Genomic DNA, 26,148 nt, shown 5'->3' with positions numbered 1-26,148 from the left:
CGACGCGTCGATCGTCGCGCACCGTGTCTCGATCGCGGCTATTTCCCTGCGTCTTCGACAACCACGCGGAACGACAACACGGCATTGCCGAGTTCGCCGAAATCACCAGAGATGCGAACGGTATGGACATCCGCCCCGATGCCCTGAGGCGGTTGCAAACGCAATCGCCACGCCAACCGATCGCCCGGCTCCAGCTCCGCAACCGACGGCAAATCGAACGTCCAGCCGCTCGGCGCGTCTACCTGGACTTTTCCTAAGGCCGTTCCCACACCGAAATGGTAGACGAAAATCGGAATCTCGCCCACGTTCGCCGGTATCCGATAAGCCGACTGTTTGAGATCGGTCGCGCTCTCCGGCCACACGGCCTGGAGAACAACGGGGCACGGTCGGTCCGAAATCGTCTCGGGCGGCGGCGGGGATGATTCAAGATCAGTCGCCGCGTAAGGCTGCCCTTCGAAAAGGAAGTATTGCGGCGACGCCGTCAGCTCCACATCCTTGGCGGGAACCAACGGTCTGCCCAGGTGATCGTAACTCGCTTTCGGCGTCTCGGGCAGTGAGTACGGCCCGATGCCTTGATCGCTCCAGGCGACCAACACGATCGCCTCCTGCCCGTCGGGCTGCGCGCTGAATCCGTAGATTCGATAGCGATCGTGATTCACGCGCCCGATCGGCCGGGCATCCGCCAGCAATCGTCCCACCGCCGCCAAGGCCGCGTACGCCGGTCGCGGAGTCAGATCGGGACGGAGGATGCCGAACTGCGTCGGGCCCTCGACATAATGGGGCAAGAGAAAATAGAACGTGGCTCGCGATCCTTCATGGAGAGAACCTGCAAAAACCTTGACCAGCCGCCGAGCCTGTTCCTTGAGATCCTCGTCGGACAACTCCTTTTTCGCCTCGTCCCCGCTCCAGCGAAGCGGCATGGCGCATTCCGTGACCCAAAGGGGCCGCCCGCCCGAAACCTCGCGGAAATCGGCGTACAGCGAGGGATAGGCATCGAACGGCGCGTAATGGTGCAAATTGAAGGTCTCGAAATAAGGCCCGGTCTCATTCGCCCGGATCTCTTCCAATTGAGCACGATTGTGGGAAGCGAAAACGTTCCAGCATGCCACGGCGTCGGGATTGCCCGCTTTGATCCCCCAGTAGGCCGCCTTTTGGAGCGATGCCATTTCCGCTCCCGTGTGACCGCCGAAAACCTGAATATCGGCTTCATTCCAAGGCTCGAAGGCAAGGACGAGACCTGCCCAGCGGGCGGCAATATGGCGGTGGAAGTTATAGCAGTCTCGCAGGTCCGGTGGGAAACGGCGGTGATCGGAATTAGCCCATTCCGGCGAGCTGTGGTTCACTTGAAGCACTTTCAATCCGGCGGCGCTTTGGGCCTTCGCCGCCGCGTCGTAACGCGTGTTATTTGCGAAGACGCCGCGCTGCGGTTCGATTTCCCGCCACGCCAGCCGATCACGAACCCAATTGACCCCGGCCAAAGCGCACAAACTGGCGACGTCGGGCATTTTCTCCGGCGGATAGAACCAGCTCATCGCCACATCGACGGCCACCGGCGACGTGTCGGGCGTCGGTACTCGCAAAGCCTTCAGAACCGCTAAGGAAACCCAGTCGTCCGCCGCAACGTCCCGCCTCAACCGATAAAAGCCCACCGGTAGTTTGCCGAGAGCGGCCTTTTCGTTCACCGCTTCGACCGCTGCGAGGACACGGTCATCGACGTCCAAGAGCTGCCACGCGCCGTCGAGCAACGGCACCACGATCTCCTCGCCCTCGAGAAAGACGTTCCCCGGATGCGAGGGTAGCGGTACCGGCACCGCGCGGTTCGACTCCGCCCGTGCGTCATCGGCTACAAGCGTCAGGGCAACCAGGGCGAACGATGCGATGACGAAGCGTGCGAGCTCACCGAAGGACTTCATGGCATCATCTCCAACGCGAGCGAGGTCAAGCGTTCCGTGGGGCAGGTCCTTTAGGGCTGCCTCCGCGGCTTCACGGCGCTCGCCGATTTTACCATATCGACATCGTCCCCAACATCATCCCGCGATCGCCGCGCTCAGAGCGAGCGGGCGGTGACCTTATCGCCGGAGTCGGCGTCGTGTAGGGTTGGACCGCTCCTGTCCGCCCCCGGCATTATGATGTTTTCGTAAGACGTGCATGAGGCACGAAAAAACCGTCGGGGCAAAGCGAGGACGTGAGGGCTGAGCTGACCCGGGGCCGGAGCGAGGTAAGGCGGCTGGACGCTGTCTTCGCCGGGAAGTCCGGCCGACCGCCGCCGATGCGGTAAAGGCCCGTCCACGAGCTAGGGCAGAGCCGAGCGAAAACCGTCAGGCGAAGCTCGTGCGACGGGCCCCCGGCCGCGCGCGTTTTCATCCGCCGGGCCGGTGCTTCGGCATCGAGCGGCAGACGACAACTCTTCGGTTTGAACGGCGGTCCGCCGAGAGCTTATAATAGGCGGGCCGTCCAATGCCGTTTTCAAGGGGCTGCGGCATGACGATGCTGAGATTGTTTCGCCGGGTCGCCCGGGACGTGGTCGCTGCCGCCGGGCCGTACGATGGACTGCTGGAGTGGAACATGTCACGGCAATCCGCCTTGGTGCGTCAATGGACGATTCTCCGCACCTTGTCGTCGCGGCATTACGGCGTCACGGTACGAGAACTCGCCGCCGAACTGAACGTCAGCACCAAGACGATCCGGCGCGACCTGGAGACCTTCGCGCTGGCCGGTTTCCCCATTGAAGAGACCGTCGTGGAGTATGGTCGAAAGCGTTGGAAGCTTCGCGACGAGGCCGCGCACCCGGGCGTATTCTTGGCGTACGATGAAGCCATCGCCCTTCACCTCGGCCGTTCGTTCATGGAACCCTTGGCGGGAACCGTGTTTTGGGAGGCCGCCCAGAGCGCCTTCCAGAAGATTCGTACCATGCTCAAGCCGGACGCCCTACGGTATGTGCAGCATTTGGCGGGGGCGTTTCACTCCACGACGTTCGGGCGAACCGACTATTCCAAAATGGCGGACCTGATCGACGAGCTGGTCATCGCCGTGGAAGAGCGTAAGGTCGTTCATCTCTCGTATCGATCTTTGAAGGCGAAGGAGACGGCGACGTATCCCGTCCGCCCCTACGGATTCACGTTCCACCGCGGATCGCTCTATCTGATCGGCTTGGCCGTGAATCACGGCGAGATTCGCCACTGGAAGATGAACCGGGTCGAGAATGTCGAAACCACGTCCGAGACCTTCGACGTCCCCCAGGACTTCAGCCTCAAAGAGCACCTCGCCAAATCGTTCGGAATCTTCCACGGGGAGGGCGATCATCACGTACGGGTTTTGTTTTCGCCCGAAGTCGCACGCTACGTCTCCGAGTCGCAGTGGCACCCGTCGCAGACCTTGTTGCCCCAGCGCGGCGGGGGAGTGATCGCCGAATTCGATCTGGACGGTACCGAAGAGATCGCCCGCTGGATCCTCAGTTTTGGCAGGCACGCGGAAGTGCTGGACCCTCCCGAGCTGCGCGCGGCGATAGCCGCCGAAGTGGCGGATATGAACGCTTGCTATGGCCGAACGCCGCCGGATCCTCCCAAGATCGGGTCGTCGCAAGGTGTTCGCGGAAAGAAGGGGGCGGCACGCCCTTCCATCGGCCGGGCCGCCGAAACCCCTGCGGTCCAACACGTACGCTACGATCACTCCGCCGCATCCGCCGTTGCCGACCCCCAATGCGCCGTGCGCTCCCGGTAATATTCCCCGAAGCTATCCGCTTCGATCGCGTCGCGGACCTCCCGCATGAGGCGTTGATAGTACGTGATATTGTGCAGCGTCAGTAGAATCGGGCCCAGCATTTCCCTCGCCAAGAATAGATGCCGCAGATAGGCACGCGGAAATTGGCAGGCGGGACACGAGCAGCCTTTTTCAAGCGGGCTCGCGTCTCGTTCGTATCGTTGATTGCGAATGCGGATGGGACCGCGGTGCGTAAAAGCCATGGCGTTTCTTCCATTGCGGGTGGGCATCACGCAATCGAAGAGATCGATGCCCCGGCGAACGGCCTCCAACAGGTCCGTCGGCCGACCCACTCCCATCAAATAACGCGGTTTTCCTTCCGGCAAGTGCGGCGTCGTGATCTCAAGAACTCGGTACATCTCCGCGGCGGTCTCCCCCACGCTTAGCCCGCCCACGGCATATCCGGGAAAGTCCATGGCCGCCAACTCGCGGGCACAGTAGACCCGCAGATCCTCGTCTACGCCCCCCTGAACGATCGCAAACAAACGTTGATCGCGGCGGCATTGCGCAACCCGGCATCGCTCGGCCCAGCGAATCGACCGCTGCATCGCATCTTGGACCGCGTCCCGTGGTGCCGGCAATGCGATGACATGATCCAGCGCCATGATGATGTCCGCCCCTAAAGCCTCCTGAACGGCCACGGCGCGCTCGGGAGATAGCACGACGACGGACCCGTCCACGTGGGACCGAAACACCGCGGCGGATTCGTCGACGCGGGTCAGCTTGGCCAAACTGAAGATTTGAAAACCGCCGCTGTCGGTCAAGATCGGGCCGGACCAACAGGCAAACCGATGCAAACCGCCCAACTCCGCCACGACGCTTTCGCCCGGCCGCAACATCAGATGATAGGTGTTGGCCAGGATCATCTGGGTCCCCGTCGCTTGCAACTGCGCAGGCATCACGCCTTTGACGGTACCCTGAGTGCCTACGGGCATAAACGCCGGCGTCTCCACAAGTCCGTGCGATGTCGCCAATCGGCCGCGGCGTGCGCCCGATTGCTTATCAACATGGAGAAGCCGGAAGAAATCATTGGACATGGCCGGGCATCAGACTTTGGAGAACCGGTCGGATCTCGCCTCGCGACCGCTCACCCGGGCGACGGCGAAGCGCGATATTCGCTTGGGACATCCGGCGCAGCCGAGGACGGCTGGACGAATCCGCGTTTCCGGCGGGATCGGATCGGACCACGGGCAAAGCCGCCGTCTTGGGATGCAATTACCGGTTCACTCGCCGCGCAGTTTCAAGCCGAGATCGCGCAGGCGCTCCCGAACCTCATTCAGGCTGGTCACCCCGAAGTTCTTGCACTCCAACAGCTCGTCGCCGGTCTTCCGGATCAGCTCGCCGACGGTGTTGATCCCGAGGCGTCCCAAGCACTTTCGGGCACGCACGGAGAGGTTCAACTCCATCACGGACTTCGACAGGACCGGCTCGTCTCCCACCGGGAGCGGCTCCTCTTCTTCGGGAACCGGCTCGCCGCGGCGGTCGGGCAGCAATTGCCCCAGTCGCAATCCCTTCGACGCCAGCATGTCCTTGATTTCAGAGAGGCTGGTCTCACCGAAATTCTTGCTGGCGAGCAATTCCTGCTCGGAACACCGGCATAGATCGCCCAGCGTATGGATTCCCATCTTCTGAAGACAATTGCGACTGCGGACCGAAAGCTCGAAGTTGCTGACGGGGGTGCTGAGAATCTGAGCGAGGCGGTCGTGCTTGCGGGCGGAATCCTCATCCACCACCATGTTCCCCGCCGCCTGGGCATCCTTCAAATAGAGCCGCGCACGGCGGTGATCGGGATACGATTCCAAGATCCTCTGATAGCACTTCACCGCCCGCTCGTAATCCTCGCGGTCTTCATACAGGACGCCCAAATTGAGTAAGGCGCCTAGATGCGGCGGAAAGCGAGAGGCACACCGCTCGTAGAGTTGCAGTGCCTCGTCATCGTTGCCGTGTCGATCGTTCTCGACGGCCAACCCGAACAACGCACCGGGATGGTGGGGATCCACCTGCACGGCTCTTTCGTAAAGAGCGACCACCTCCTCAGGATTGGCCTTCAAGGCCGCGACGATGGCACCCCGTTGATAAAGGTACTCCGCCGTTTGCTCGATCGCGCCGGAGAGCTTGTCCAGGACGGCCAAAGCACCGGCCGGATCGCCCTTGAGCCGCAGCACCTCCGCCTGGGCCACGGCGCACTCGTCGGCGTGATAGCCCGCTTTCTTGGCCGCGGCAAACGACTCCAAAGCCGAATCGTATTGCTCCACCGCAACGTAGCACTTGCCGAGGTAAAAGTGCGCCAGCGCTCCGCCGTCTCCTTTTTTCAAGGCAGCGATGGCTTGCGGATAACGGCCGAGCAGGTACAAGCAGCATCCCAGCCGGACGTTGCTGGCCGGCGTCTGCTCGTCACGAAGCTCCAACTCTCCCACCGCATCCCGCAACTGCCGGAATTGAGACGGGTCCTCCGCCATGGCCGCCGCCAGACGGTGAACCTCCTCCGGTCCGAAAAAAGCGTTGCTAAGAACGGTTTGCCGCACATCGAATGCCGTGGATTCGATCATCAATTATCTCCGAGTGGCAACGTCCATTCGGCTGCGCCCCATCCAAGACTGTAAATAAGCCGCCGATGGAGGCCCCAACTGCCCACCAAGCCTCCGGGGGAAAAGCGAGGACACGGAACTGCCGCCATCCCAATTAGGCGGTAGCGCCCGGACGACTTTACGTCCGCATTAGCACCGCATTACCGCAGGAGGCCTTGGTCAATTTCTCGCGAAAGGCCGCCGCGCACCGCCGACGTCCACACCCCGGCGCAGACACGCAACAGAGCCAGCGAAGGGACTCGAACCCTTGACTTCTGCTTTACGAAAGCAGTGCTCTACCGGCTGAGCTACGCTGGCGAACTTCTGACACATGCTAGGGAGAGCCCCCTATCCTGAACGTAGGTTCAAGAAGCCCCCACTAGCTGAAACTTTTAAGATAGCAAAAATCCGGTTCCCGGCAAGACAGCCTGCTCCGTCTATGAGCGACTACGTGCCCCCTTGGAAAGGATGATAGCCCCCAACACTACACCAAGGGGGGGTAGGGGGATAGGTCTCTTATCCCAGCGCTACGAGAGGCATCCCGCGTCACAACCGCTGAATGAGCCGACTTTCGATCAGCCGGAAAACAACGGCTTGGGCGTGGCCCCCACGGTTTCAGCGGTCCGCTCACGACAGCCCGAAAACGCTCTGCGTCCGGGCCGAGCGCTGCCCTTCCCGCGGGTCTTCCGGGAGAGGCATTCGCCGCGTTTTCCGCGCGATTACCTGCGTTTCACATTTTTGCCGCGTCGAATTACCCAAAGGGCATGGTCTTCGATTGCGTTACCGGCCTTAAGGACGTTACCATGAAGTCGGGCAGGCAATAGGCTCGCGAACCGTCCTTGCGAATGGCATTCCATCCGGCGTCCTCTCCGACCACGAACATCTGATGTCCCGACACGCCATTTTCGAATCCAGCACCCGCTACTTCTTGGCGCCCATCTTGGCGTTCATCGACGACGATGCCGTAACGGAGATCATGGTGAACGGACCGAGCGAAGTCTATGTGGAGCGGGCCGGCCGGCTGGAAAAGACCTCCGCTCAATTCAACAGCGAGGACGCTTTGCGGTCCGCGATTCACAATATTGCGCAGTGGGTGGGACGGGAAATCGACGACGCGAGACCGGTTCTGGATGCCCGCCTCCCCGACGGCTCGCGCGTCCATGCCATCATTCCACCCAGTGCCCGAAATGGAACGTGCTTGACCATTCGGAAGTTTTCCCGCGAAGCGCGTTCCTTGGACGATCTGGTGCGTCTGAACAGCCTCTCCGAAGCCGCCCAAGAGTTCCTGGAAATCTGCGTATTGTTGAGGAAAAACATTCTCATTTCCGGGGGAACGGGTACGGGAAAGACGGTCCTGCTCGGGGCCATTACAAGGGCGATCCCCGCGGAAGAGCGGATTGTGGTCATCGAGGATACTTCGGAGCTTCAGCTCGGCCAGCCCCACGTCGTGTATCTGGAGGCCAGACACGGGGGCCGGGACGGGCAGGGCGGTTTGACCATCCGCGAGCTTTTCAGCAACTCGCTGCGGATGCGCCCCGATCGTATCATCGTGGGCGAAGTACGCGGCGGTGAAGCCCTGGATATGATTCAGTCGATGTTGAGCGGCCACTCCGGCAGCCTGACGACGATCCACGCCAGTTCGCCGCGCGACGCCTTGCTACGGCTGGAAACCCTGTCCCTGATGTCGGACGTGGAAATCCCCGTGCACGTGGCTAGAATGCAGGTGGCGGCGGCGATCCACCTCGTGGTCCAGATCGCTCGGTTTCAAGAGGACGGGTCGCGAAAGGTGACGCGGATCGCTGAAGTCCGAGGTTTGAGCGAATCCGGACAATACACCGTGGAGGACCTTTTCACGTCCAGATTGTTGGGACGGGACGCCGAGGGGCGATTGCGAGCGGAACTGGCCTTTTCCGGGCGTCGTCCGACATTTGCGGATGCTCCCAAGCAGGAGGGTATCGCGCATCGCGTTCGGGCGTCCGGCGAGCTGTGGGAGACGCGTTGAGCACGCTTCGACGAATGTCGTTGCCGGCATCAGGCGGCAAGTTCGAGAACACGAGATGAATTGCCGTTTCGGAAGACGAGAACGACGCAACCGTCGCAAGGAATACGCGCCCGCAGATCGGCGAGGCGCCGCCGCCACGCTGGACTACATCCTCGTGATGGGGGTCATTCTCCCCGCCGCGGCGTTTTCGATGTGGGCCGGCCCGCGCATCATTCGGCTGGCCTACGAAATGGTGTACGTCTTGCTCGTTTGGCCTTTCATGTAAAAGGAGCCGTACCGCCGATCCGGCGTTTTCTTGTTGTGGCGGGTTGCTGATTCGGATATAGTTAAACAGGGGGAGGCGGTCGTGATGTCGGGCGTCTCCGCATCCGGCGAATTCCCCCGCTCGGAAAACGGTACAGAGAAGCCTGTCTCTTGTCGAGGGCCGACGCATGAGCAAAGTTGGCATCCGGACGCTGCTGGCGCGGATCCACCGCGATGAACGAGGAGCCGTCAGTTTGGAGACGATCCTCATCATCGGAGCGATCGCGCTGCCGATCCTCATTTTCCTCATCCGCGTGGGTTGGCCGCGGGTCAAAGGCTATTTCACGCAAGGCCTGCAAGACCTCGAGGCGGAGCGATCCAACGCGATTCAGTAAGCCCGAGACCGCCACGTTTCGGCCGGTCGAGTAGCGACAAAGGCCCGGCCCATGTTGGCGACCGTCGTGCTTTTGATCTTGTTGGCCGCGTCCGTGGTCACGGACGTTGCGTGGGGCAAGATCTTCAATTGGATCACGTACCCTGGAATCGTGTCGGCGTTCGTATTGAACGGCGTCGGGTCGTTAGGCCTGGCGGCCGGCTGGTGGTCCCGAGACTCGGCGGCAGTAGCCGGTTGGATCGGAATGACGGCTAGCCTGATGGGCTTGGCTGTATGCGGGCTGGTGATGGTCGCCTGCTACGTGTTTTTTCGCGTGGGGGGCGGGGACGTGAAGTTGATCGCCATGATCGGGGCCTTTCTCGGCCCGGAACATGGCGTCGTCGCCATGCTTTGGACGTTCGTCCTCGGGGCGTGCGCGGGATTGATCTTGCTGGTTTGGCGTCTCGGTCCGATTCGCTTGGTTGCCTCCGTCACACGTCACTTGCTTTGGAGCATCCGTTTGGGTGGATTCAATCCCTTGACGCCCGACCAAAGGAAACAACTCGAGCCGCCGTTGTTTTTGGCGCCCAGCGCTTTTTTGGCCGTGATCGTCGTCCGTTTCGAGCTTGCCGAGCGATGGCTGCCTCTGTTTTCTCCATAGACCGTGGTAAGACTTGGGCGAACGCCGTTCTCACGGCAAGCGGTGTTTGCCGGTCGGGGTGCGGCTCTGGAGAAAAGTTGGGGCATGCCGAATTGGGAGCATCGGCATGATGGCTACCGTGATCTTCCAGGCTTGCATGCCATGGTTTGCCGTCTTAGCGGCCGCCGTTCTGCTATTAATACCAATTTGCCGCGCCTCGCAAGCCGCCCCCGATTTTCGGAAACTCTCGCGACTTCATGCCGATCAAGGCGGAGCGGTTCAGAGCCTAAGTTTCGTATTGACCCTGCCCTTTTTCGTCTTGATTATTCTCTTCATCGTGCAAGTCAGTCAGATCATGATCGGTACGGTGATCGTTCATTATGCGGCCTTTGCGGCCGCGCGAGCGGCGATCGTCTGGATTCCCGCTCGGGTGGAGTCGATCGAACCGGAAAACCGAATCAGCAGCTACTACTTGGACCCGTACGCGGAAGATCAAACGGCACCGATCTTGGATCCCGGCGATCCCAACTACGGCCCAGGCTCGGGCGGGTTGACTTTTCTTGTGTTGCCGGGCGGGCCGAAATACGCCAAGATCGCCTCCGCGGCTGCGCTGGCCGTGATGCCCATCTGTCCCTCCCGCGACCTCGGGTTGCCGCTACCGGCAAATGCCGGCCCGCCGGCCGCAATCTTGCAAACGATCTATCGCCAAAATGTTCCGGATTTTGATCGTAATCCGCGGATCGCCCGGCGTCTGGTAAACAAGCTCGCCTACGCCCTGAACTTCACGGATATCGAGGTGCGATTCTTCCACTCCAATCAAGATCCGCCCTTGGTGCCGTATCTCCTGCCGAATGACCCGGGCGAGTTCTATGCCAACGAACTCGGTTTTCAGGACTCGGTCACCGTCACGGTCCGGCACGACATGGCGTTGCTACCCGGCCCCGGACGATTCTTGGCGCGGCCCATCGTTTCGTCCGGCGGCCGCCCCGACACCGCGGCCCAAAACATCAAGCTGCGTAACGGCATCTATGTTTACCCTCTCGCGGCAAGCATCACCCTAGGGAATGAAGGTGAGAAATCCGTCGTGCCTTACACGTATCTATTATCCGGCACCTAGCACCTTCTGCGACCTAGCACGCAGGGAGCCGCCCCGTTTTACGACGCGGCGCCCCCGCCGGAGGCATCGACCATGACTCGAGAATCGACCATCACTCGAGAATCCTGCCTCTCCGCCGAGCGGCCCCGGTTCCTCGCCGAATCTTTCGGCAACATTCTTGCCCTGCCGCACGACCAAAGCGGCGCCATGAGCCTGGTGTCGGTGTTCGCGGTGCTCGTTTTGACCATCCTTCTGGGAATGGTGATGAATGTGGGCAAGGCCGCCGACCACAAGATTCGCATGCAGAATGCGGCCGACGCCGTGGCCTATTCCGGCGGCGTGGCGATTGCCCGAGGCATGAATGCCCTCGCCTTCAGCAATCACCTGTTATGCGATGTGTTCGCGTTGACGGCCTTTATGCGCGAGGCCCGGGACCGCAACGCCGAGACCTTCGTTCCCGACATTCTGGCTGCTTGGAACGAAGAGGCGCCGATCTTTACGCAGTCCAATTTCGCCAAGTTCATCCCTTTAGCAACGGCCATTCCCGCCAAGACTCCCTTGGAGCAGGAATTGGTGCGAGTCTACAGCGACTGGGCGGCGGCGGCATCCGAACGGATCCTGCCGACGCTGGAATTCATCTTGGCGGAAGAGCTGATCCCGCAATACCAGCGAGCCGTCGCGGCGGCTTTCCCGGACATCGCCCAACAGGCCGCCCTGGAGACGGCAAGGCGAAACGGTCGCCCGGATTTGGGACGCGGCGAGATGCTCGGCGTGCTTTGGCGGACCTCCGTCCTGCCGGTCGGCGGTGCCGGCGAATGGGTGGAACCAACGCTGCCGGTCGTGGATCCCGTCCACGATTCCTCGCCCGATCAGCCTCAAAACCTCGCCGCGGCCCAGCGCCAGCGACGCAGTCAGGCGCGGCGCTACCTGGGCATGTGGAACAACCGCGCCATGTACTTTTTCGATCGCGAGGCGAAAATGAGTCGCTTCTCGAGTCTATGGCGAAGCTTCACCTGCGGACAATTGGAGCAATTGTTGCAGGAAAACGAGACTCGCAATCTTCCATTTTTGATTCGAGAAACGCGGGATGAAATCATCAACGGCAACGATCATCTCGACCGCTATTTCACGTTCATCGGGGTAGCGTATTGGCGTCCCATGCGGGCCATGCTGCCGGGAGTCTTCCACCATCCCCTCGCCGCCGACACGGTGACCTTTGCTCAGGTCCGCGTCTTCGTTCCGCGAAAGAGATTGGTTTGGATGTATATCGTGCCGGGTTCAGACAATCCGCTCGGCGGCATACCGGGCGACTTTCCGGAATTGCCGTCCGATGATGAAGCAACTCCGCCGCCGGGCGGCGGTCATTGGGAGGTCGTTCGGCAGCCCGTCCCCGAGCATTGGGACCTGTGGAATCAACACTGGACCTGCCAATTGACGCCGGCGACGGTCGATTCGCTCCCCGCGATCTTGCAGACCAGACCGCCCTTGCCGGAGTTTGCCGGCTGGGATGTACAACTCCCGAATCTGGCCGGCCTTTCCACGGCGGATATTCAGCGAATCAGCCCCCATTGATCGGTGACCTTGCCATGAGCGGAACCACAGGCCGGTATCTCTTACGCCTGGGCGTGCCGAGCCGAAATCTCCGGGCTGCATCGTCCGCAATCGGTCTGAGCCATCGCGCTCAGGGACGGCGGGACTCACTTTGCCGCTACCGCGCCGGGTTGGCGCCGCTGGAGTTGGTAATCGCGTTGCCGCTGCTGCTGTTCCTCATGGCTTTGATGATCAATTTCGGAACGGCTGCGTCGTGGCGCATCCGAGAGCTGGCGACCGCCCGGCAGACTGTTTGGGCAAGTCGCTACCCGCGGAGTCTCCAGGCCGTCCCGCGACCGGCATATTGGCCCGCCAACGCGCAATTAGGGGTCGGCGGCGACCCCGATGCGGCTGCGCTGCAAGACCCTCGGGTGGACATGCCCGTCATGCGAGGCCCCACGGTGGGCGATTTTGCGGTCAACCGAGACCTGTTCGATCCCGGACGGCACTTCCGCAGCGGCCGCGCGGCATTGACGAGGGATTTTCCGCTCTTGGCGTCGCTAGGCCCCTATCGCATGGACACCGAAACGGAACTCATGGACAATCGCTGGGAGTTTTCTCGTACCGGTGCAAGCCACAACGGCGATCACCGCATACCGGCCGTCTATGTGTTGCCCACCGCTCCGGCCGGATATTCAACAGCCTACGTCCAAGCGGCACGGGCCATCCTCGCCATGCCGCAGCGCATCGACCTGCGCGTTCTGGACCGCGACGATGAGTTTCCAGCCTACGGCGTGCGCTTCGGCTGGGGAGGCGGTTCTCCCGACTTTCATCCCTCGCTGCAAGGCTTTTGCAGCCTCGACCGGCAGACCGCGCGGGATCGCGTCGACGACTTGATCGAGCGCATCGCGGGAGTCCGCGGCGGCCCGGGCCAAAGCCACATTCCCTCCCTGGCCGAGCAGATGGCAAGAGCCTTTCGCGATTTATACCGCCGCGTTATCCAAGAACTGCAAGATCAACTCAGCGCCGTACCCCCTCCCTCGCCCGGGCAAGCGGCTTCCATCCAAAATGAAATCGCCGACTTGCAGCGAAAAATCGATACGCTGGATGCCTTCTTGGCCATCCTTCAGAACCACGGCCGATGATGCTCCCCGTTTCTCGCGGCGATGCTCCCCGAATCCCCGCGAGTGCATCTCTCGGAGGACCCATGAAAACCGAGGCAGGTGTCCGCAACTCCCGAAAATCAGCTTCCACCGAGCATATGCTCGGTTGGACCGTCGTGGCCGCCCGAATTGCGGCGTGGACTTCTCGCCTCCTGGTCTCGTTCCTCATCATTGCGGCCGCACTCGTCTGCACCTCGCAGATCTTGCGCTGGTGGCACAAGCCGGAGCCTCTTCCCGTCACCGCGACCAACTCTCCCGACAGCGAATTCCGGATTGCCGTGGAATGGGTGGACGCCGACTGGACGACCACGCTGTACACCGCCTCCGGGCCGGAGGAAGAGGTCGCGGCGGATTTGGCCCGGCGAATGCTACAGGCTGCACGGCAGGCTACGTTCCCGGCGGACTCCCCTAACGAAAAGGAGTTGTCCGTTCTCCGCCATGTGATCCAGCGCACGCCGGTCTTGGCCGACAAATCGGGGACGGCCGTCTATCGCCTCAATCAATCCCTTCCCATCTGGCTGGGCACGCGTTCGGATGAAACGATTGCTTCGCCCGAGACGTGCGGGCCTCAAGGCTTCGCTTCGACCGCCGGCACGGATGAGGCCCAATCGCAGAGTATCAAGGATATCCGCATCGTCGCGTGGGGTTTTCTCGTACCCGTGGACGGTGACCTTTGGCGGATCGCCTTGGCCGTAAGCGGCTCCCAGCCCGCCGGAAGGCATGCCGTCCCTGAGGTTCCTCTACCGTCCGGGGCGGCACCGGGATTCACCATCCGTTTTGGCGATGGAACGATGTTGCAGGCGTTCCACGGAGAGCAGGTCAACAAATCCGCTTGGATGGCTCACTTTGATACCTGGCTGGAAAACCGCGGGTGGTCCGCCGACGCAAAGTGGCAGATTCGAAACGCGGAAGCCGTGCGGCACTATCGACGAGGTGATCGCGCCGAGGGTTCCGCCTGGAATGAGTTCTTGTACGTTGCGTTACAAGACGACGCCGGCAGGACGCGCGGATTCCTGATGCACGAGCGACCGGCGGAAGAGCCTCGCGAGGGGGAATGACGGCGGGTCGCAAGATTCCTCCCTGCCACGGCGACGCGGCGGCAAGGCTCGGCCGTTCGCGGCGGGACGTGCGGCGCGGTTTCGCCCCGCTTTCGCGGCAAGTTACAATGAAGTGGGTTGCTTTCAAGGCCGGTTATCGGACACCTTCGAGGGCCGGGATGATCACGGTACGATCGCCCCGCAGGTCACAAGAGTCTTCGTCCACGGAACCATCGCATGAAGGGCTTTAACGGGTTGATCTTAGGCTTAGGGATTGGGATTGCTGCGGCCCTTTTCAATTGGGCATACGTGACCCGCGCCACCGGCAGCATCGAGACCGTCGCTTTTTTCGGTATTGCCGCGGATCGCAACGTGGAAGCCGGTCAAATTCTCGCCGCCGAAGACCTAGTGCCGGTCCCCTTGCCTGCCGCTACGGCTCGACGACTCAAAGGTTTTGCGTTCGTCTATCCCGATGATCGTGCCACCGTGGTAGGGATGAGGACGACCCGTCCCGTTCCCGGCGGCTCCATCCTGCTGGTCGACGACCTGCGTCCGCCTCCGCCGAAATTGGTCTTCGGCGGGCAACCGGCCGGCAGTGAGGAAGAGATCGCCATGTTCATCCCGATCGACACTCGAACGATCGTGACCTCGCTTTTGGAACCGGGGGACACGGTATCGTTCATCATTTCGGCCCCGACTCCGGCCGAGGCCTCCGCATCCGGAGAAGAAGAATCGCCGGATGCGCCGCAAAATCTCCTGCCGCCTCCGACCGGCGCACAGTCGTTGCCGCCGGGATCGCCGCGGATCGTGGGCCAATTCAGAATCCTGGCGATCGGCAATCGCCTGAGCAATCTCGATATCCATCGGGCCTATCAGTTGCCGCAATCCCAGGAAAACGTACTCACCATCGGCGTGCGGCTCGTCGGCGGCCGTTTGGAGCCGAAGGCGGAGCAGCTCTGGAAGATGTTGGAGGCCACGAATTTCCGGCAGGTGGGCGTCATTCTCCACGCCCGGCAAAAGTCCGCCAATTAGTCGCCGCCGGTGCCGCTTCGCCCCCGCGGGTGCCGCGGAAAGGGCGACGCCAAGAATCGCGTCCGAGGACGAAACATGAAAGTTTGGTATAACCGGGTCAACGACAGCCGCCGCACGATGATCGAAGTCCCCGGCAACGAGGTCTCCCTCGGTCGAGATGAGGCCAACGACGTGGTCTTGGCCAGTCCGTTGGTCTCGCGGCGGCACGCCGTCGTGCGGCTTCTCGAGGACGGTCGCCTGCAATTGGAAAACGTCGGGCTGAATAGCTGTTTGGTCGCCGACGAGGAGGTGCTGGGCGGGCAGACGGTCCATTTCTCGCCGGGCGCCAAGGTCCGCATTTGGCCCTTCACGCTCAGCTTCGAGGCGGAAAAGGCGGCCGTCCTATCGCGGCAAGAGCTGGAGGCTCACCTTCGCGGCCTGATTGCCGACTTGGAACTGCGCATCCACCGCAAACTATTGGAACGCCTGGACCTCTACGAGTTCGAAACCGGCCGCGCCGGCGACCCCGAGAGCACCCTTTTGCTAGAGAACAATATCGACGACATTTGCCGAGAGCTCCGCGTTTTCGAGGACGAAAACGAACCTATCCTGGAAGAGATCACCGGCTTGGTCTTGCGGGATCACATTATCAACCGTTTGGTCATGGAGTCCGGTTCGCAAACCTTGAGCGAAATGATGGGGATCACGCTCAACGAATTCGATGTGCCCGCCACCTTGGTCCCCGAGCGCGAAACCGAATTGATGGGCATCATGCGGTTCATGGAGGATCGCCTCGGCCTGGAGCAATGCCGGGATACGACCGAGAAAGTTCAACGCGTGGAGGAACGATTCAATGAGGTCTTTCACTTGGTCCGCCCCCATCTTCATCGCGAATTGCGGAAGTACCTCATTCTGCGAACCTTGAAGAAGGACTTGAAGGATACCATTTTCGGATTCGGTCCCCTACAGGACCTTCTCCGCGCAGACGCGGTCACCGAAATCATGGTGGTCGGGAAAGATCAGATTTACATCGAACGCAACGGCGTGATCGAAAAATCGGGGCGCCGTTTCATTTCCGACAAGGTGACGGAAGCCATCATCGAGCGGATCGTCGCCCAAGTCGGCCGCCGCATCGACAAGAGTCAGCCCCTCGTCGACGCCCGGCTGCCGGACGGTTCTCGGGTCAACGCGGTCATTCCGCCTTTGGCCGTCAAGGGGCCTTGCCTCACCATCCGAAAATTCCCGCTTCAGCGGATGACCATGGACGATCTGGTCGAATTCGGCTCCATTAGCCGGGCGGCGGCCACATTCTTGAGGGCGGCCGTCATCGACCGAAAGAACATCCTGGTGAGCGGCGGAACGGGCGCGGGCAAGACGACGCTGCTAAACATCCTGAGCGGCTTCATTCCCTTCAGGGAACGCATCGTCACCATCGAAGATACGATCGAGCTTCGATTACACCAGGAACATGTGGTCCCGCTGGAAGCCAAACCCGCCAACGTGGAGGGCGCCGGCGCCTACACCATTCGCGATTTGGTCCGCAATGCGTTGCGGATGCGGCCCGATCGCATCATCGTCGGGGAATGCCGCGGCCCGGAGGCGCTGGACATGGTTCAAGCCATGAACACCGGACATGACGGGTCGCTTACGACGGTACATGCCAACAATGCCCGGGAGGTAATCGAACGCTTGGAAGTCCTCGTCCTCATGGCCGCCGACCTACCGATCTACTCCATTCACAGGCAAATCGCGTCCGCGGTGGATTTGATCGTGCATATCTCGCGTTTGCCGGGCGGGCGTCGTGCCGTCACGGAGATATCCGAAGTGGTGGGCGTGGACCCCGAGACGAAGGACGTCGTCATCCACGACATTTTCAACTTCCGCAACGGCCGTTCCTTGATGCCGACCGGGTACCTCCCCACCTTCGTGGAATCGCTGGTGGCCAAGGAACTGCTCGACTTGGAGTTTCTGTACGAACAAATGGGCGAATCGGAAAAGCATGCGGCGGCCCACCGCAGGGAAGGCGAGAATCGCAAAAGCCCCGCCGACTTGGCTTTCCAAGAGTCCGGGCGGTGAAACGACGCAAGGAGGCGAGGCCTCCTCAAGGCGCCGCTCCGCGCTACAAAAAAACGCTACGGGGCCATGCCGCGGGGGATAAGGCGAAAACAGCAAACAGGCTCGTACAACGGTCCATGAATGACGCTACCGACTTGATCCTGGGATGCACGGCGACGGGCGCGGCCGTCACCGTGATGGTCTACGCCTCACGGGATTGGATCGACGCCTTCTTTTCCAAGATGGAAGACGATATCGGGGAGAAACTCCGCCGTCTCCGGGCGTCGCCCCGGAATTTGAGACGCTGGCTGCAAATCTGGCTTCTCGGCATCGTTCTGGTCTTTTTCGGTTTCAGTCTCGGGCTGAACAGCTTGATCTTCGGTGCGGTCAGTGCCGTGTTCCTCCTGGCCGCTCCCTGGTATCTGTTGCGGCGTCTGGCGGAAAGCTACCGACGCAAGGTGGAGGATCAATTGGCGGACGCCATGGTGACGCTTTCGAACGCCGTCCGCGCGGGTCTGTCGCTGGCTCAATCGCTGGAGATTCTGGCGGCCCAGTGCCCCAAGCCGATCAACGCCGAATTCCGTCAAATCGTCGCCGAATACAACTTGGGAAAGCCCCTCGATCGGACTCTTACGGAGGCCAAGGAGCGATTGAAAAGCGAGAACTTTTCCTTGTTCGCAGCCGCCGTTCTAGCCGGGCACGAGCACGGCGGGCGGCTCAGCGAAACCGTGGAGAGGATCGCCGCTTCGGTGCTCGAACTGCAACGCTTGGAGCGCAAGGTCCTGTCGGAAACCGCGCAGGCCAGAAAGTCCGCGGTGTACATGGCGCTGGCACCTCTGCTGTTCCTCGTCGCCTTTTATTTCATGGACCCGGCGAACACGACGGCCCTATTCGTTCAGCCGCTGGGGCACTTGCTTTTGGCCGCGGCCGCCATCCTTAACGTTATTGCCTACATTTGGGCGCGAGCCTTGTTACGGCCTGATATTTAGGCGAACTCCAACAGGGATGCCGTCGTCGCAGCGCGGGATGGAAACATGACGGATTGGCAAGGCTTTCAACAAAGTAATAGCTACCTTTTGGCCGCGGCCTGCCTGATGTGGGGTGCGGCTGCCGCCCTTATTGCGCGGTGGGTATGGCTGGTCTTGCAAACGGAAGACCTGCCCCAGGGCGCGGAGTGGCGATACGACATCAGCCGAATCAACGAATTGCGGCGCAGCGATTGGTTCTACCGTTCGTTCCAACCGGTACTTCAGCTTCTGGGACGGTTCAATCGCGCGGCTTTTCGCGAGGCCTTGCCGGAAATACAACGTCACATCCATGCCGCGGGTTTGTCGAGGTTCTGGCTGGCCGAGGAGTATCTCGGTAAGTTAGAGATGATCGGCTTCTTCCTGCTGCCGGTGTACACGTATTTCTTTGTGCGTGCGGTGGGCTTGGGCGGGCTACTGCCCGCCGTCGCCACATCGCTGTTGACCGTCTGGTTTCTACGGCTCCGTTTGGCCTCCCGGGCGGCTCGACGATTGCGGGAAATCAAACGTCGATTGCCCTTTCTCCTAGACCTGCTCACCCTGTTGATGGAGGCCGGCTCCACGTTCCTCAACGCTCTGGCCCAGGCCGTCGATGAATACCGCGGACATCCGGTTTCCGAAGAATTCGGCAGGGTGCTGGCCGATATGCAATTGGGCAAGACTCGCTTCGAGGCCTTCGCCGCCATGAAGGACCGCCTGGCCGACGACGAAATCACCAGTATTATCGGGTCGATCCTTCAAGGCGAAACGCTGGGTACCCCATTGGCATCGATTTTTCGAACGCAGGCCGACGTCCTTCGGATCAAGCGTTCGCAACGGGCCGAAATGATTGCGGGGGAAGCGGGTGTGAATATGCTCTTACCGGGTATATTGGTTATGGCGGCGGCGGTCCTGATTTTGATCGGTCCCTTCCTGCTCAACTACCTCGATTTCGGACTGGCACTTTGAACAAGCCGCGGGCGCGCGACCTCGGGAAGAAGCGAATGACGAACCGAAAACGACGGTACCGCGAGATCGCCGCCGGAGGCGAGGCCGATTCACCGCGGAAAGGGCCGTGGATCGCGGTGGAGTTTCGATCGCTCGGCACCGCGAGCCTCAACCGATTCCGACCCGTCAGAGGCGGGAAATGCGGGGCTTAGGAAATGCCCATTAAGATTCGATGCCCTCTTTGCCGAACCGAAATGACGGTCAGTCCCGCCGCCGTGGGCGGCGTAGTGGGTTGCCCGTGGTGCCACCACCGGTTCCACGCCGAACCCGAGACGACGAAGAATCAACCGGCCGATCCGGACGTGACGAGCCGGGCCCCGCTCGCCGTCCCTCCAACGGCCGCCCCCTCGAGGGAAGAGGCGGCAACGCCCTCCAAGGCGTCCGGGACGGAGCATCCGGCAGCCCCGCGCGGCAGTGTGAAGCCAGCCACTTCCAGCCGCTGGAAACCGGTGGACGATTCCGGTCAGGATCTTCCATTCCCGCCCCCGCCGCCAAAAGTCGCCGACCCACCGGCGGCGGTTAAAAAGGAGTCTCGGACTGCCGCTTCGCCCGATCGTTCTAAAGCGGTGGGGCCTTCAGCCAAATCCGCGACGACGTCCGAGGCCGCCCGCGAAAAGGACCGGAAGCCGGAGGCGGCAGGCTCCGCGCCGGACGTCCCCCCAACCGGCGGCATTCGCGGCAAGCCGACCGGCTCCGGGGCGACAAGGCCGCAGGCCGCGGCGGCAACGCCCGAGCCCCCGCGCAAGAAGGCCGTCATGAAGATTCTGTCCGAACCGGCGGAGCCGACTTGGACGCTCGCGGCCGACGGAAGTTTGCCCACCCTGCATTTGCAGGAATCCCAGACGCAAGATCAGTCATCGCGTCAACGATCCGCGAACCCGCTACTCCTTTTTGTCGTTTTGTGTAGCAGTATGATTGTGTCGCTGGTCCTGGTATTCATGGAACCCGACTCCGGCGATGGCGGTGATTCCGCGACCAGCAACGCGGCGCGCCGGGTGCTGATTGATGAATACATTCCCAGCCTCAACCCGGAAACGCCGCCCGCCGACTACCAGATTCTCCTGCGGGAAGCCCAGCGGGCCCGTAACAGCGGCGATCTGAAGCGCGAAAAAGAGCTGTATCGGCGGGTCCTGCTCCTGCTGTACGCCCATCGCGATCGCGCGCCGTACGAAGGCCTGACGGGCAGCGCCGCGCGCGATCGCAAACTGGAGGAGCAATTACGGATTTTGCTGCGAGAATGAACGCGAAGGCTGCGGCGAGAGCCGTCCCGGGCGCCGGGTACGGAAGCGTTCAGGCAGGGCCCGGTCGCGGACCGACTGAATTGCCGCCACCTTTCGTAAAGTTCGCATCGCTACGGATTCCGGTGACATTAAGAGGATGAGCATGGCTTCGGCGTCGCGATATCAAATCATCGAAAGGATCGGCAGCGGGGACTTCGCGCAAGTTTTTCGTGCCCGAGACCAAGAGCTGGGGCGGGACGTGGCGATCAAGGAAATCCATGCCCAGTACCTCCAATCCCCGAAGCAATTGGAGCGGTATTGGCGCGAGTCGCAATTGCTCGCTTCGCTCCAGCATCCCCACATCATTACGATCTACGATGTCGTCCGCAGTCGCGGTTGGCTGGTCCTGGAGCTGATGCGCGGCAATCTTCAGCAAAGCGCCGAGACCGGCCCGATCGATGTGGATTTTCTGCGGGAAATCCTGATCGGCAGCTTGCAAGCCTTGGACTTTCTGCACGGCAATGGGATCATCCACGGCGACATCAAGCCCAGCAACCTGCTTTTGGACAACCAAGGACGAGTGAAGTTGGGCGACTTCGGCCTCGCCCGCCGCGCCACCGACGAAGGCGGCAGTTTGCTCAAAGGCACGACCAAGTACATGGCGCCGGAGCTGATCAGTGCTCAGTTCGGCCAGGTCGGACCGGCCGGCGACCTATATTCCCTCGGATTCACCGCATACGAACTGCTCTGCGGACCGGATTTTTCGCTGCTATTTCCAGGGCTGAGCGCGTTCGGCAGGGACCGCCAAATCGCCTGGATGATGTGGCATAGTTCTCCCGACCAGCGCCTGCCGCCGATTCGCCGCGTGCTGGAAGGCGTCCCGGAGGATTTGGCCGAGACCGTGGATCGTCTGGTGATCAAAGAGCAGGCCCGGCGTTTGGGGTCGGCACGCGAGGCTCTGCGAATGTTGACGACTCGGTCCGCCGCTCCCCCCGCCTTGCCGCCGGAGGAATCGACGGGCCCGTCTCCGGAAGAACTTCGGGCGGCGAAAAACAAGAAATATCTGCGGATCACCGCGGCGGCCGCCGTCGTATGCTCGCTTCTGATCAGCCTCCTGATGCTGCTGCCCGAGGGCTCGAAACCCGTTCCGCAAGCTCAGGCCCCCGAATCCCTGCGCGGCGTCGTTCGCCGGGTCTTTCTGGACGAGCGCCTGATCGTTGTGGAGACTCCCGACGGAACGCCGAAGGAGGTCTCCATCCGGCCCGTCGATGAGGTGTTCATCAACGACGCCAAAGCCTTGATGCGAGACTTGCAGCCGGGAGACGAGATTACGATCCAAGCCTCGCAAACCGATGGACGTTTCGTGCAGCGATTGCAGGTGGTGCGCCCGGAACGCGCCGTCGGGCAAATCACGGCCGTCTCTCTCGCCGACGCGCAGATCACTCTCACCGTCGACCCCGACACGCCTCCGCTTGTCATCCGAGTGGGCCAGACCACGCCGATTGAATTCAACGGGCGCGCAGAATTGGACGGCCGGACCGTGATGCTGAGCGATATTCAACCCGGAGATCGCGCCGAGGTCTTGTTCCGCGGGAAAGACGAGGATCGCTCGGCCGTCCGGCTGTCGATCCGGCGAACCGTCACCACGGAAGGCGTGTTGGCGGACGTCGATACCAAGGCCGGCCGTCTGGTGTTCCGTTCGAGCAACGATGCGAGCCTGATCAATCTCCCCTACATCGGCGATTGCGTCGTCACGCTCAACGGACGCGCGGAATTGCAAAGCCGGATCTTGAAGCCGGCGGATTTGCGACCGGGCGACCGGGTAAGCGTCGCCCACGACGTAGAAATATCTCGGGTCGACGCCTACCGAACCCTCGGTCTGGCGGGCGTGATTCGGCAGGTGCATTATGCCGCCGGCAGCCTCGAAATCATTCGCGACGAAGACAATCAGCCCCTTCAGATTCTGATCGGCTCCGACTGCGAGATCACTCTGTTCGGAGAGCCCGTCCAACTGGAAGACCTGCGTGCGGGCGACCGTGTGGACATCACGCACGACACGCCGGGAGGAGTGTCGATCCGTGCCCTCAAAATTGAGGCGATTCGACCGGAAAATCCCAAGCGTTGGGCCGTGATTGTGTGTGTCGGAGAGTACGACGACCAACGACTTCCCGCCTCCTCCGCCGTCTCCGCGACGGCCGAAACACTCGAGAAAACTCTGCGGAATCGATACGCCGTTCCTAGAAACCAACTTCTGAGCCTCGCCAATCCAAGCCGCATTCGCCTGGAGCAAGCGGTCGAGAGCTTCTTGAAGAATATCCCTTCCGACGGCGATGTGGTGGTCTATTACGCGGGTACGGCGGTTCGTGATTCGCAAGGTCAGGTATTCTTGGCGGCGAAAAACACGGATCTCAACGATCCTTCGGCGACGGGCATTGGAATTCAATGGTTGGCGGATACCCTGGAGGGTTCTCCCGCCGCGCGGAAGCTCTTGCTGCTGGACGCCTCCCCCGCGGCACCCAACGGAGTCGCGAACATCGTTTCCGCTGCGGAGGCGCTGGAGTCGGTCCAAGGGCCGCCCGGCATGGCGGCGTTTCGTACGGTCACCGCCGTGGCGGGTGCCTCGGCCGGGGAATCCGCCTCGATCGCGGCGGATGGCACCGCCACGTCCTTCGGCCGGGCGACGGCATCGGCTTACCAAGGCGACGGAGACGAAAATCGCGATGGGAAGCTGGACCCCACGGAACTCTTGGGCTTCTTAAACAAGGTATTGCCGCAAACCGTCCCGGCCGGAACTTCTCAAACCGTCAAGCTCTTTCTTCCGGACAATCGCCCGCCGCGCTTGAGCGAGGAGGCGAAGACCGCGATCCGCGTGCTGGGAGCGATGATCACCATGCAGGACGTAAACTTGCAAATCGCCGACGAGGCATTTCGCAACGCGTCCAAGGGAACCGGATCGGAACCGGAACCGTTCCTGCTGTACGGCTTGCTCCTCGTCAAGAATCGGCAAATGCCGGAAGCCGTCCGCTATTTGGAGCCGCTCAAGGTCAGCCATCCGGCCGAACCGCTCCCGTATCTGCTGCTCGCATGGATCAAGGTTTTCCGGCGAGACTACCGAGGCGCCCTGGGCGAGATGCGAGCCTTTGTCAATCATTGGCCTCAGCGGAGCGAGGCCGCGTACCCAACTACGGACTTGGACTTGGCTCGGACCTTCTTCTGGTTGGGACAGATGCGCGAGTTCATCGACGGTACCGCCGAAGAGCGTGAGCGTCCGCTACCGATCGATCTGCAAGGCTTGGACGACGCCGTTGGATCGCTGGGGAGCGAGGCCGCCCAAGCCTACGACCAGGGACGCAAGCAAACCCGCGCAATTCTGGAGACGCTCGACCGCCAGTTGGCGGCCTCCCAGGGCAATCGCGAAGCCGAGGTCCGCATCCGTTTCGAGCGCAGGCAACCGACTCGCTACCTCTCACCCCTGATCGAAGATTGGGCGCGAGCCGTCCTGGCGGGATTGAACCGTTAGGTCCGCAGATTTGTTCGGCGGTTCGTGCCGTCCGTCGGCGAAATCACACGCCGCAAGCCCCCATCGCGATCCCCTTGGAAATTGTCGGTTCCGATGGGAGATGGTATAGTGAGCGCAAGCGGGGATTCGCCATTTCACACACGGAGGAAAGCGGTACGTGCTTATCTTGTTGACGAATGATGACGGCATCTACGCCCCGGGGCTGGCGGCTTTGAAACAGGCCCTCGACGCCGTGGGAGACGTTTTGGTGGTCGCCCCCGCCACGGAGCAGAGCGGCGTCGGGCACGCGATCACTTATTTGCGACCGTTGATTGTAAAAGAGGTGTATCAAGGGGACCGTCCCTTCGGTTACGCCGTCGAAGGCAGCCCCGCCGATTGCGTCAAGCTGGGCGTCAACGAACTCTGCCCGCGCCCGCCTGACATGGTGGTCAGCGGGATCAACGGCGGCTTGAACGCGGGCATCAATGTCCTATATTCCGGCACCGTGGCCGCCGCCGTGGAAGGGGCCTTCTTCGGTATTCTGAGCGTGGCGGTATCGCTGGAGTTCGACGAAAACCCTCCCTTCGAGCGTGCCGCCGCGCACGCCGTGCAGATCATCCAACACATTGCAACTCACTGGCACGATATCGATGCTCGGCTTTTCAACGTCAATATCCCGCTCCAAGCCGCGATCAAGGATTCGCCTGAGGTCCGTGTGGTCGCCATGGACGTGGGGCGGTACGGCGGCAATTACGAAAAACGGTCGGACCCGTGGGGTCGAACCTATTATTGGGCGACGGGTGAGCCACCCCCGCGGCGGGATGCCCCCGGAACGGATCTGTTGGCCTTGGCCCAGGGAAAAATCTCCGTCACACCGTTACACTATGATTTGACGGCGAGAAAGGCGTTGGAACAGATCACCCAGAGCGAGTTCGCCTTGACGCCCCGACCCAAGGCCCCGTTGAAGTCGGCGTCGCTCGCCGGGAATCAAGCGCTGATCTTGCGTTCCGCACGGCGCTCCCAGCGATCCGGGGCTACGAAACGCGACGGTGCTTAGGATCCCATTCGGGTAGGCGGCGGATTCGTTCATGGTTCATGGCCGGGATCGAAAGGCAAGCTTTCAAGGAGACGTACCATGAGGCGATTGAGTCAAGCCTGGATAGCCGGTTGGCTCGCGCTCCTGCTGATCGGCTGCGGTACGGCTGACAATGAAGCCTTTCGCGTGAAGAACAGCGAAGCCGGGGCCGCCGGCGCCGGTGCTTCTCAGCCGGAACGACCGACGACGCCCGCGCCGCCGCCCGTTCCGGAAACACCCCGCAGACCCGTCGCAATGCCGCCCGGCATCGCATCGCCGGACGAAGTGATGCAGACGCAGCCGTCGCCGGGGATGGTACCGCAACCTGTCCCGACCGAACCTACGGTAGTGGCAGTGCCGGCCGAGGTCGGAGTGGGGCAGAAAGGCCGGACCTTGGGCCAACCCGGCTTTCTCACGACGCCCGTCTATGTGTATTTCCGCAGCCAGGAAATGGTGGCCTTCCGCATCCAAGTGCCGCAGGCCATGCAGCTCTTCAAGGCCGCGAACGGCCGCGCACCGCAGTCGCACGAGGAGTTTTGGCGGGAGATCATCGAGGCAAATGGAATCCGACTGCCGCAACTGCCGCCGGGCCACCGCTACGTGTACGATCCGGCACGCGAAGAACTGATGGTCGAACAACCTTCGCCCTAGAACGCCGCCGCACCGCGGAGCCTACCATCTCTCTATCTTTTCGCGCCGCCCGGCACGGCGTACGATCGCCGATTTCGCTCATTCTCTTCCCCAATCCCGGGCCGTGGTTTTTCCTTTGCAAAGCGCGGCCGTCTAATTAGTCTGGAATTGGGAAGCGGTATTGTGTCTCGATAAACGGCACGATCCGCTCGAGAGCTCTGCGGCCGGGAAAGGTC

At 61.7% G+C, this 26,148-nt stretch carries 20 protein-coding genes and 1 tRNA gene; 17 read left to right on the top strand and 4 right to left on the bottom strand.

Annotation, left to right across the window (positions count from 1 at the left end; translation table 11 throughout):
* Nucleotides 1-38: 38 nt before the first annotated feature.
* Complete coding sequence (locus ACZ5B4_RS03615) at nt 39-1,913, bottom strand: COG1470 family protein (RefSeq protein ID WP_464913072.1); 1,875 nt, start codon at nt 1,911-1,913, stop codon at nt 39-41.
* A gap of 568 nt (nt 1,914-2,481) precedes the next feature.
* On the opposite strand from ACZ5B4_RS03615, the gene ACZ5B4_RS03610 reads away from it, so the two are divergent.
* Nucleotides 2,482-3,720, top strand: coding sequence for a helix-turn-helix transcriptional regulator (locus tag ACZ5B4_RS03610; protein WP_464913071.1), 1,239 nt, complete (start codon nt 2,482-2,484; stop codon nt 3,718-3,720).
* Here the strand turns inward: ACZ5B4_RS03610 and tgt are convergent.
* From tgt to ACZ5B4_RS03595, 3 genes are all read right to left on the bottom strand, one after another.
* Entirely contained in the window at nt 3,666-4,796 is a 1,131-nt protein-coding gene (tgt, locus tag ACZ5B4_RS03605; RefSeq protein ID WP_464913070.1) for a tRNA guanosine(34) transglycosylase Tgt, read from the bottom strand. The genes ACZ5B4_RS03610 and tgt overlap by 55 nt on opposite strands.
* A 186-nt stretch (nt 4,797-4,982) precedes the next feature.
* On the bottom strand, nt 4,983-6,308 hold the full coding sequence (locus ACZ5B4_RS03600; protein WP_464913069.1) for a tetratricopeptide repeat protein: 1,326 nt from the start codon (nt 6,306-6,308) through the stop codon (nt 4,983-4,985).
* Between the two features lie 263 nt (nt 6,309-6,571).
* Nucleotides 6,572-6,644, bottom strand: a tRNA-Thr gene (locus ACZ5B4_RS03595).
* A 568-nt stretch (nt 6,645-7,212) separates the two neighbouring features.
* On the opposite strand from ACZ5B4_RS03595, the gene ACZ5B4_RS03590 reads away from it, so the two are divergent.
* The 16 genes from ACZ5B4_RS03590 (at nt 7,213) to ACZ5B4_RS03515 (ending at nt 25,933) form a co-directional block, all read left to right on the top strand.
* Nucleotides 7,213-8,328 (top strand): CpaF family protein, encoded by a 1,116-nt coding sequence (locus ACZ5B4_RS03590; protein ID WP_464913068.1) that lies wholly within the window; start codon nt 7,213-7,215, stop codon nt 8,326-8,328.
* Between the two features lie 55 nt (nt 8,329-8,383).
* Nucleotides 8,384-8,593 (top strand): hypothetical protein, encoded by a 210-nt coding sequence (locus tag ACZ5B4_RS03585; protein WP_464913067.1) that lies wholly within the window; start codon nt 8,384-8,386, stop codon nt 8,591-8,593.
* Nucleotides 8,594-8,759: 166 nt separating this feature from the next.
* Complete coding sequence (locus ACZ5B4_RS03580; RefSeq protein WP_464913066.1) at nt 8,760-8,966, top strand: TadE/TadG family type IV pilus assembly protein; 207 nt, start codon at nt 8,760-8,762, stop codon at nt 8,964-8,966.
* 51 nt (nt 8,967-9,017) lie between these two features.
* Nucleotides 9,018-9,605, top strand: a complete 588-nt coding sequence (locus ACZ5B4_RS03575) for an A24 family peptidase (RefSeq protein ID WP_464913065.1) — start codon at nt 9,018-9,020, stop codon at nt 9,603-9,605.
* 106 nt (nt 9,606-9,711) lie between these two features.
* Nucleotides 9,712-10,701, top strand: coding sequence for a hypothetical protein (locus ACZ5B4_RS03570; protein ID WP_464913064.1), 990 nt, complete (start codon nt 9,712-9,714; stop codon nt 10,699-10,701).
* A gap of 72 nt (nt 10,702-10,773) precedes the next feature.
* The gene (locus tag ACZ5B4_RS03565; RefSeq protein WP_464913063.1) at nt 10,774-12,252 is read left to right on the top strand and encodes a Tad domain-containing protein; all 1,479 of its coding nucleotides are present in this window, start codon (nt 10,774-10,776) and stop codon (nt 12,250-12,252) included.
* Nucleotides 12,253-12,266: 14 nt separating this feature from the next.
* The gene (locus tag ACZ5B4_RS03560) at nt 12,267-13,355 is read left to right on the top strand and encodes a hypothetical protein (RefSeq protein WP_464913062.1); all 1,089 of its coding nucleotides are present in this window, start codon (nt 12,267-12,269) and stop codon (nt 13,353-13,355) included.
* A gap of 62 nt (nt 13,356-13,417) precedes the next feature.
* Complete coding sequence (locus ACZ5B4_RS03555) at nt 13,418-14,431, top strand: hypothetical protein (protein WP_464913061.1); 1,014 nt, start codon at nt 13,418-13,420, stop codon at nt 14,429-14,431.
* A 216-nt stretch (nt 14,432-14,647) separates the two neighbouring features.
* On the top strand, nt 14,648-15,442 hold the full coding sequence (locus ACZ5B4_RS03550; RefSeq protein ID WP_464913060.1) for a CpaB family protein: 795 nt from the start codon (nt 14,648-14,650) through the stop codon (nt 15,440-15,442).
* Between the two features lie 75 nt (nt 15,443-15,517).
* A complete protein-coding gene (locus ACZ5B4_RS03545; protein ID WP_464913059.1) occupies nt 15,518-17,497 on the top strand; it encodes an ATPase, T2SS/T4P/T4SS family in 1,980 nt (659 codons plus the stop codon).
* Between the two features lie 116 nt (nt 17,498-17,613).
* Nucleotides 17,614-18,465, top strand: coding sequence for a type II secretion system F family protein (locus ACZ5B4_RS03540; protein ID WP_464913058.1), 852 nt, complete (start codon nt 17,614-17,616; stop codon nt 18,463-18,465).
* Nucleotides 18,466-18,510: 45 nt separating this feature from the next.
* Nucleotides 18,511-19,449: a type II secretion system F family protein gene (locus ACZ5B4_RS03535; protein WP_464913057.1), complete on the top strand. Its 939-nt coding sequence runs from the start codon at nt 18,511-18,513 to the stop codon at nt 19,447-19,449.
* Between the two features lie 794 nt (nt 19,450-20,243).
* On the top strand, nt 20,244-20,729 hold the full coding sequence (locus ACZ5B4_RS03530; RefSeq protein WP_464913056.1) for a hypothetical protein: 486 nt from the start codon (nt 20,244-20,246) through the stop codon (nt 20,727-20,729).
* A 142-nt stretch (nt 20,730-20,871) separates the two neighbouring features.
* Nucleotides 20,872-24,228, top strand: a complete 3,357-nt coding sequence (locus ACZ5B4_RS03525) for a protein kinase domain-containing protein (RefSeq protein ID WP_464913055.1) — start codon at nt 20,872-20,874, stop codon at nt 24,226-24,228.
* A 157-nt stretch (nt 24,229-24,385) separates the two neighbouring features.
* Entirely contained in the window at nt 24,386-25,264 is an 879-nt protein-coding gene (gene surE / locus ACZ5B4_RS03520) for a 5'/3'-nucleotidase SurE (RefSeq protein ID WP_464913054.1), read from the top strand.
* A 78-nt stretch (nt 25,265-25,342) separates the two neighbouring features.
* Nucleotides 25,343-25,933, top strand: a complete 591-nt coding sequence (locus tag ACZ5B4_RS03515; protein ID WP_464913053.1) for a hypothetical protein — start codon at nt 25,343-25,345, stop codon at nt 25,931-25,933.
* The last annotated feature ends 215 nt before the right edge of the window (nt 25,934-26,148 follow it).

The organism is Thermogutta hypogea, assembly GCF_055386265.1.
This window is presented reverse-complemented; position numbering and strand designations above follow the sequence as displayed.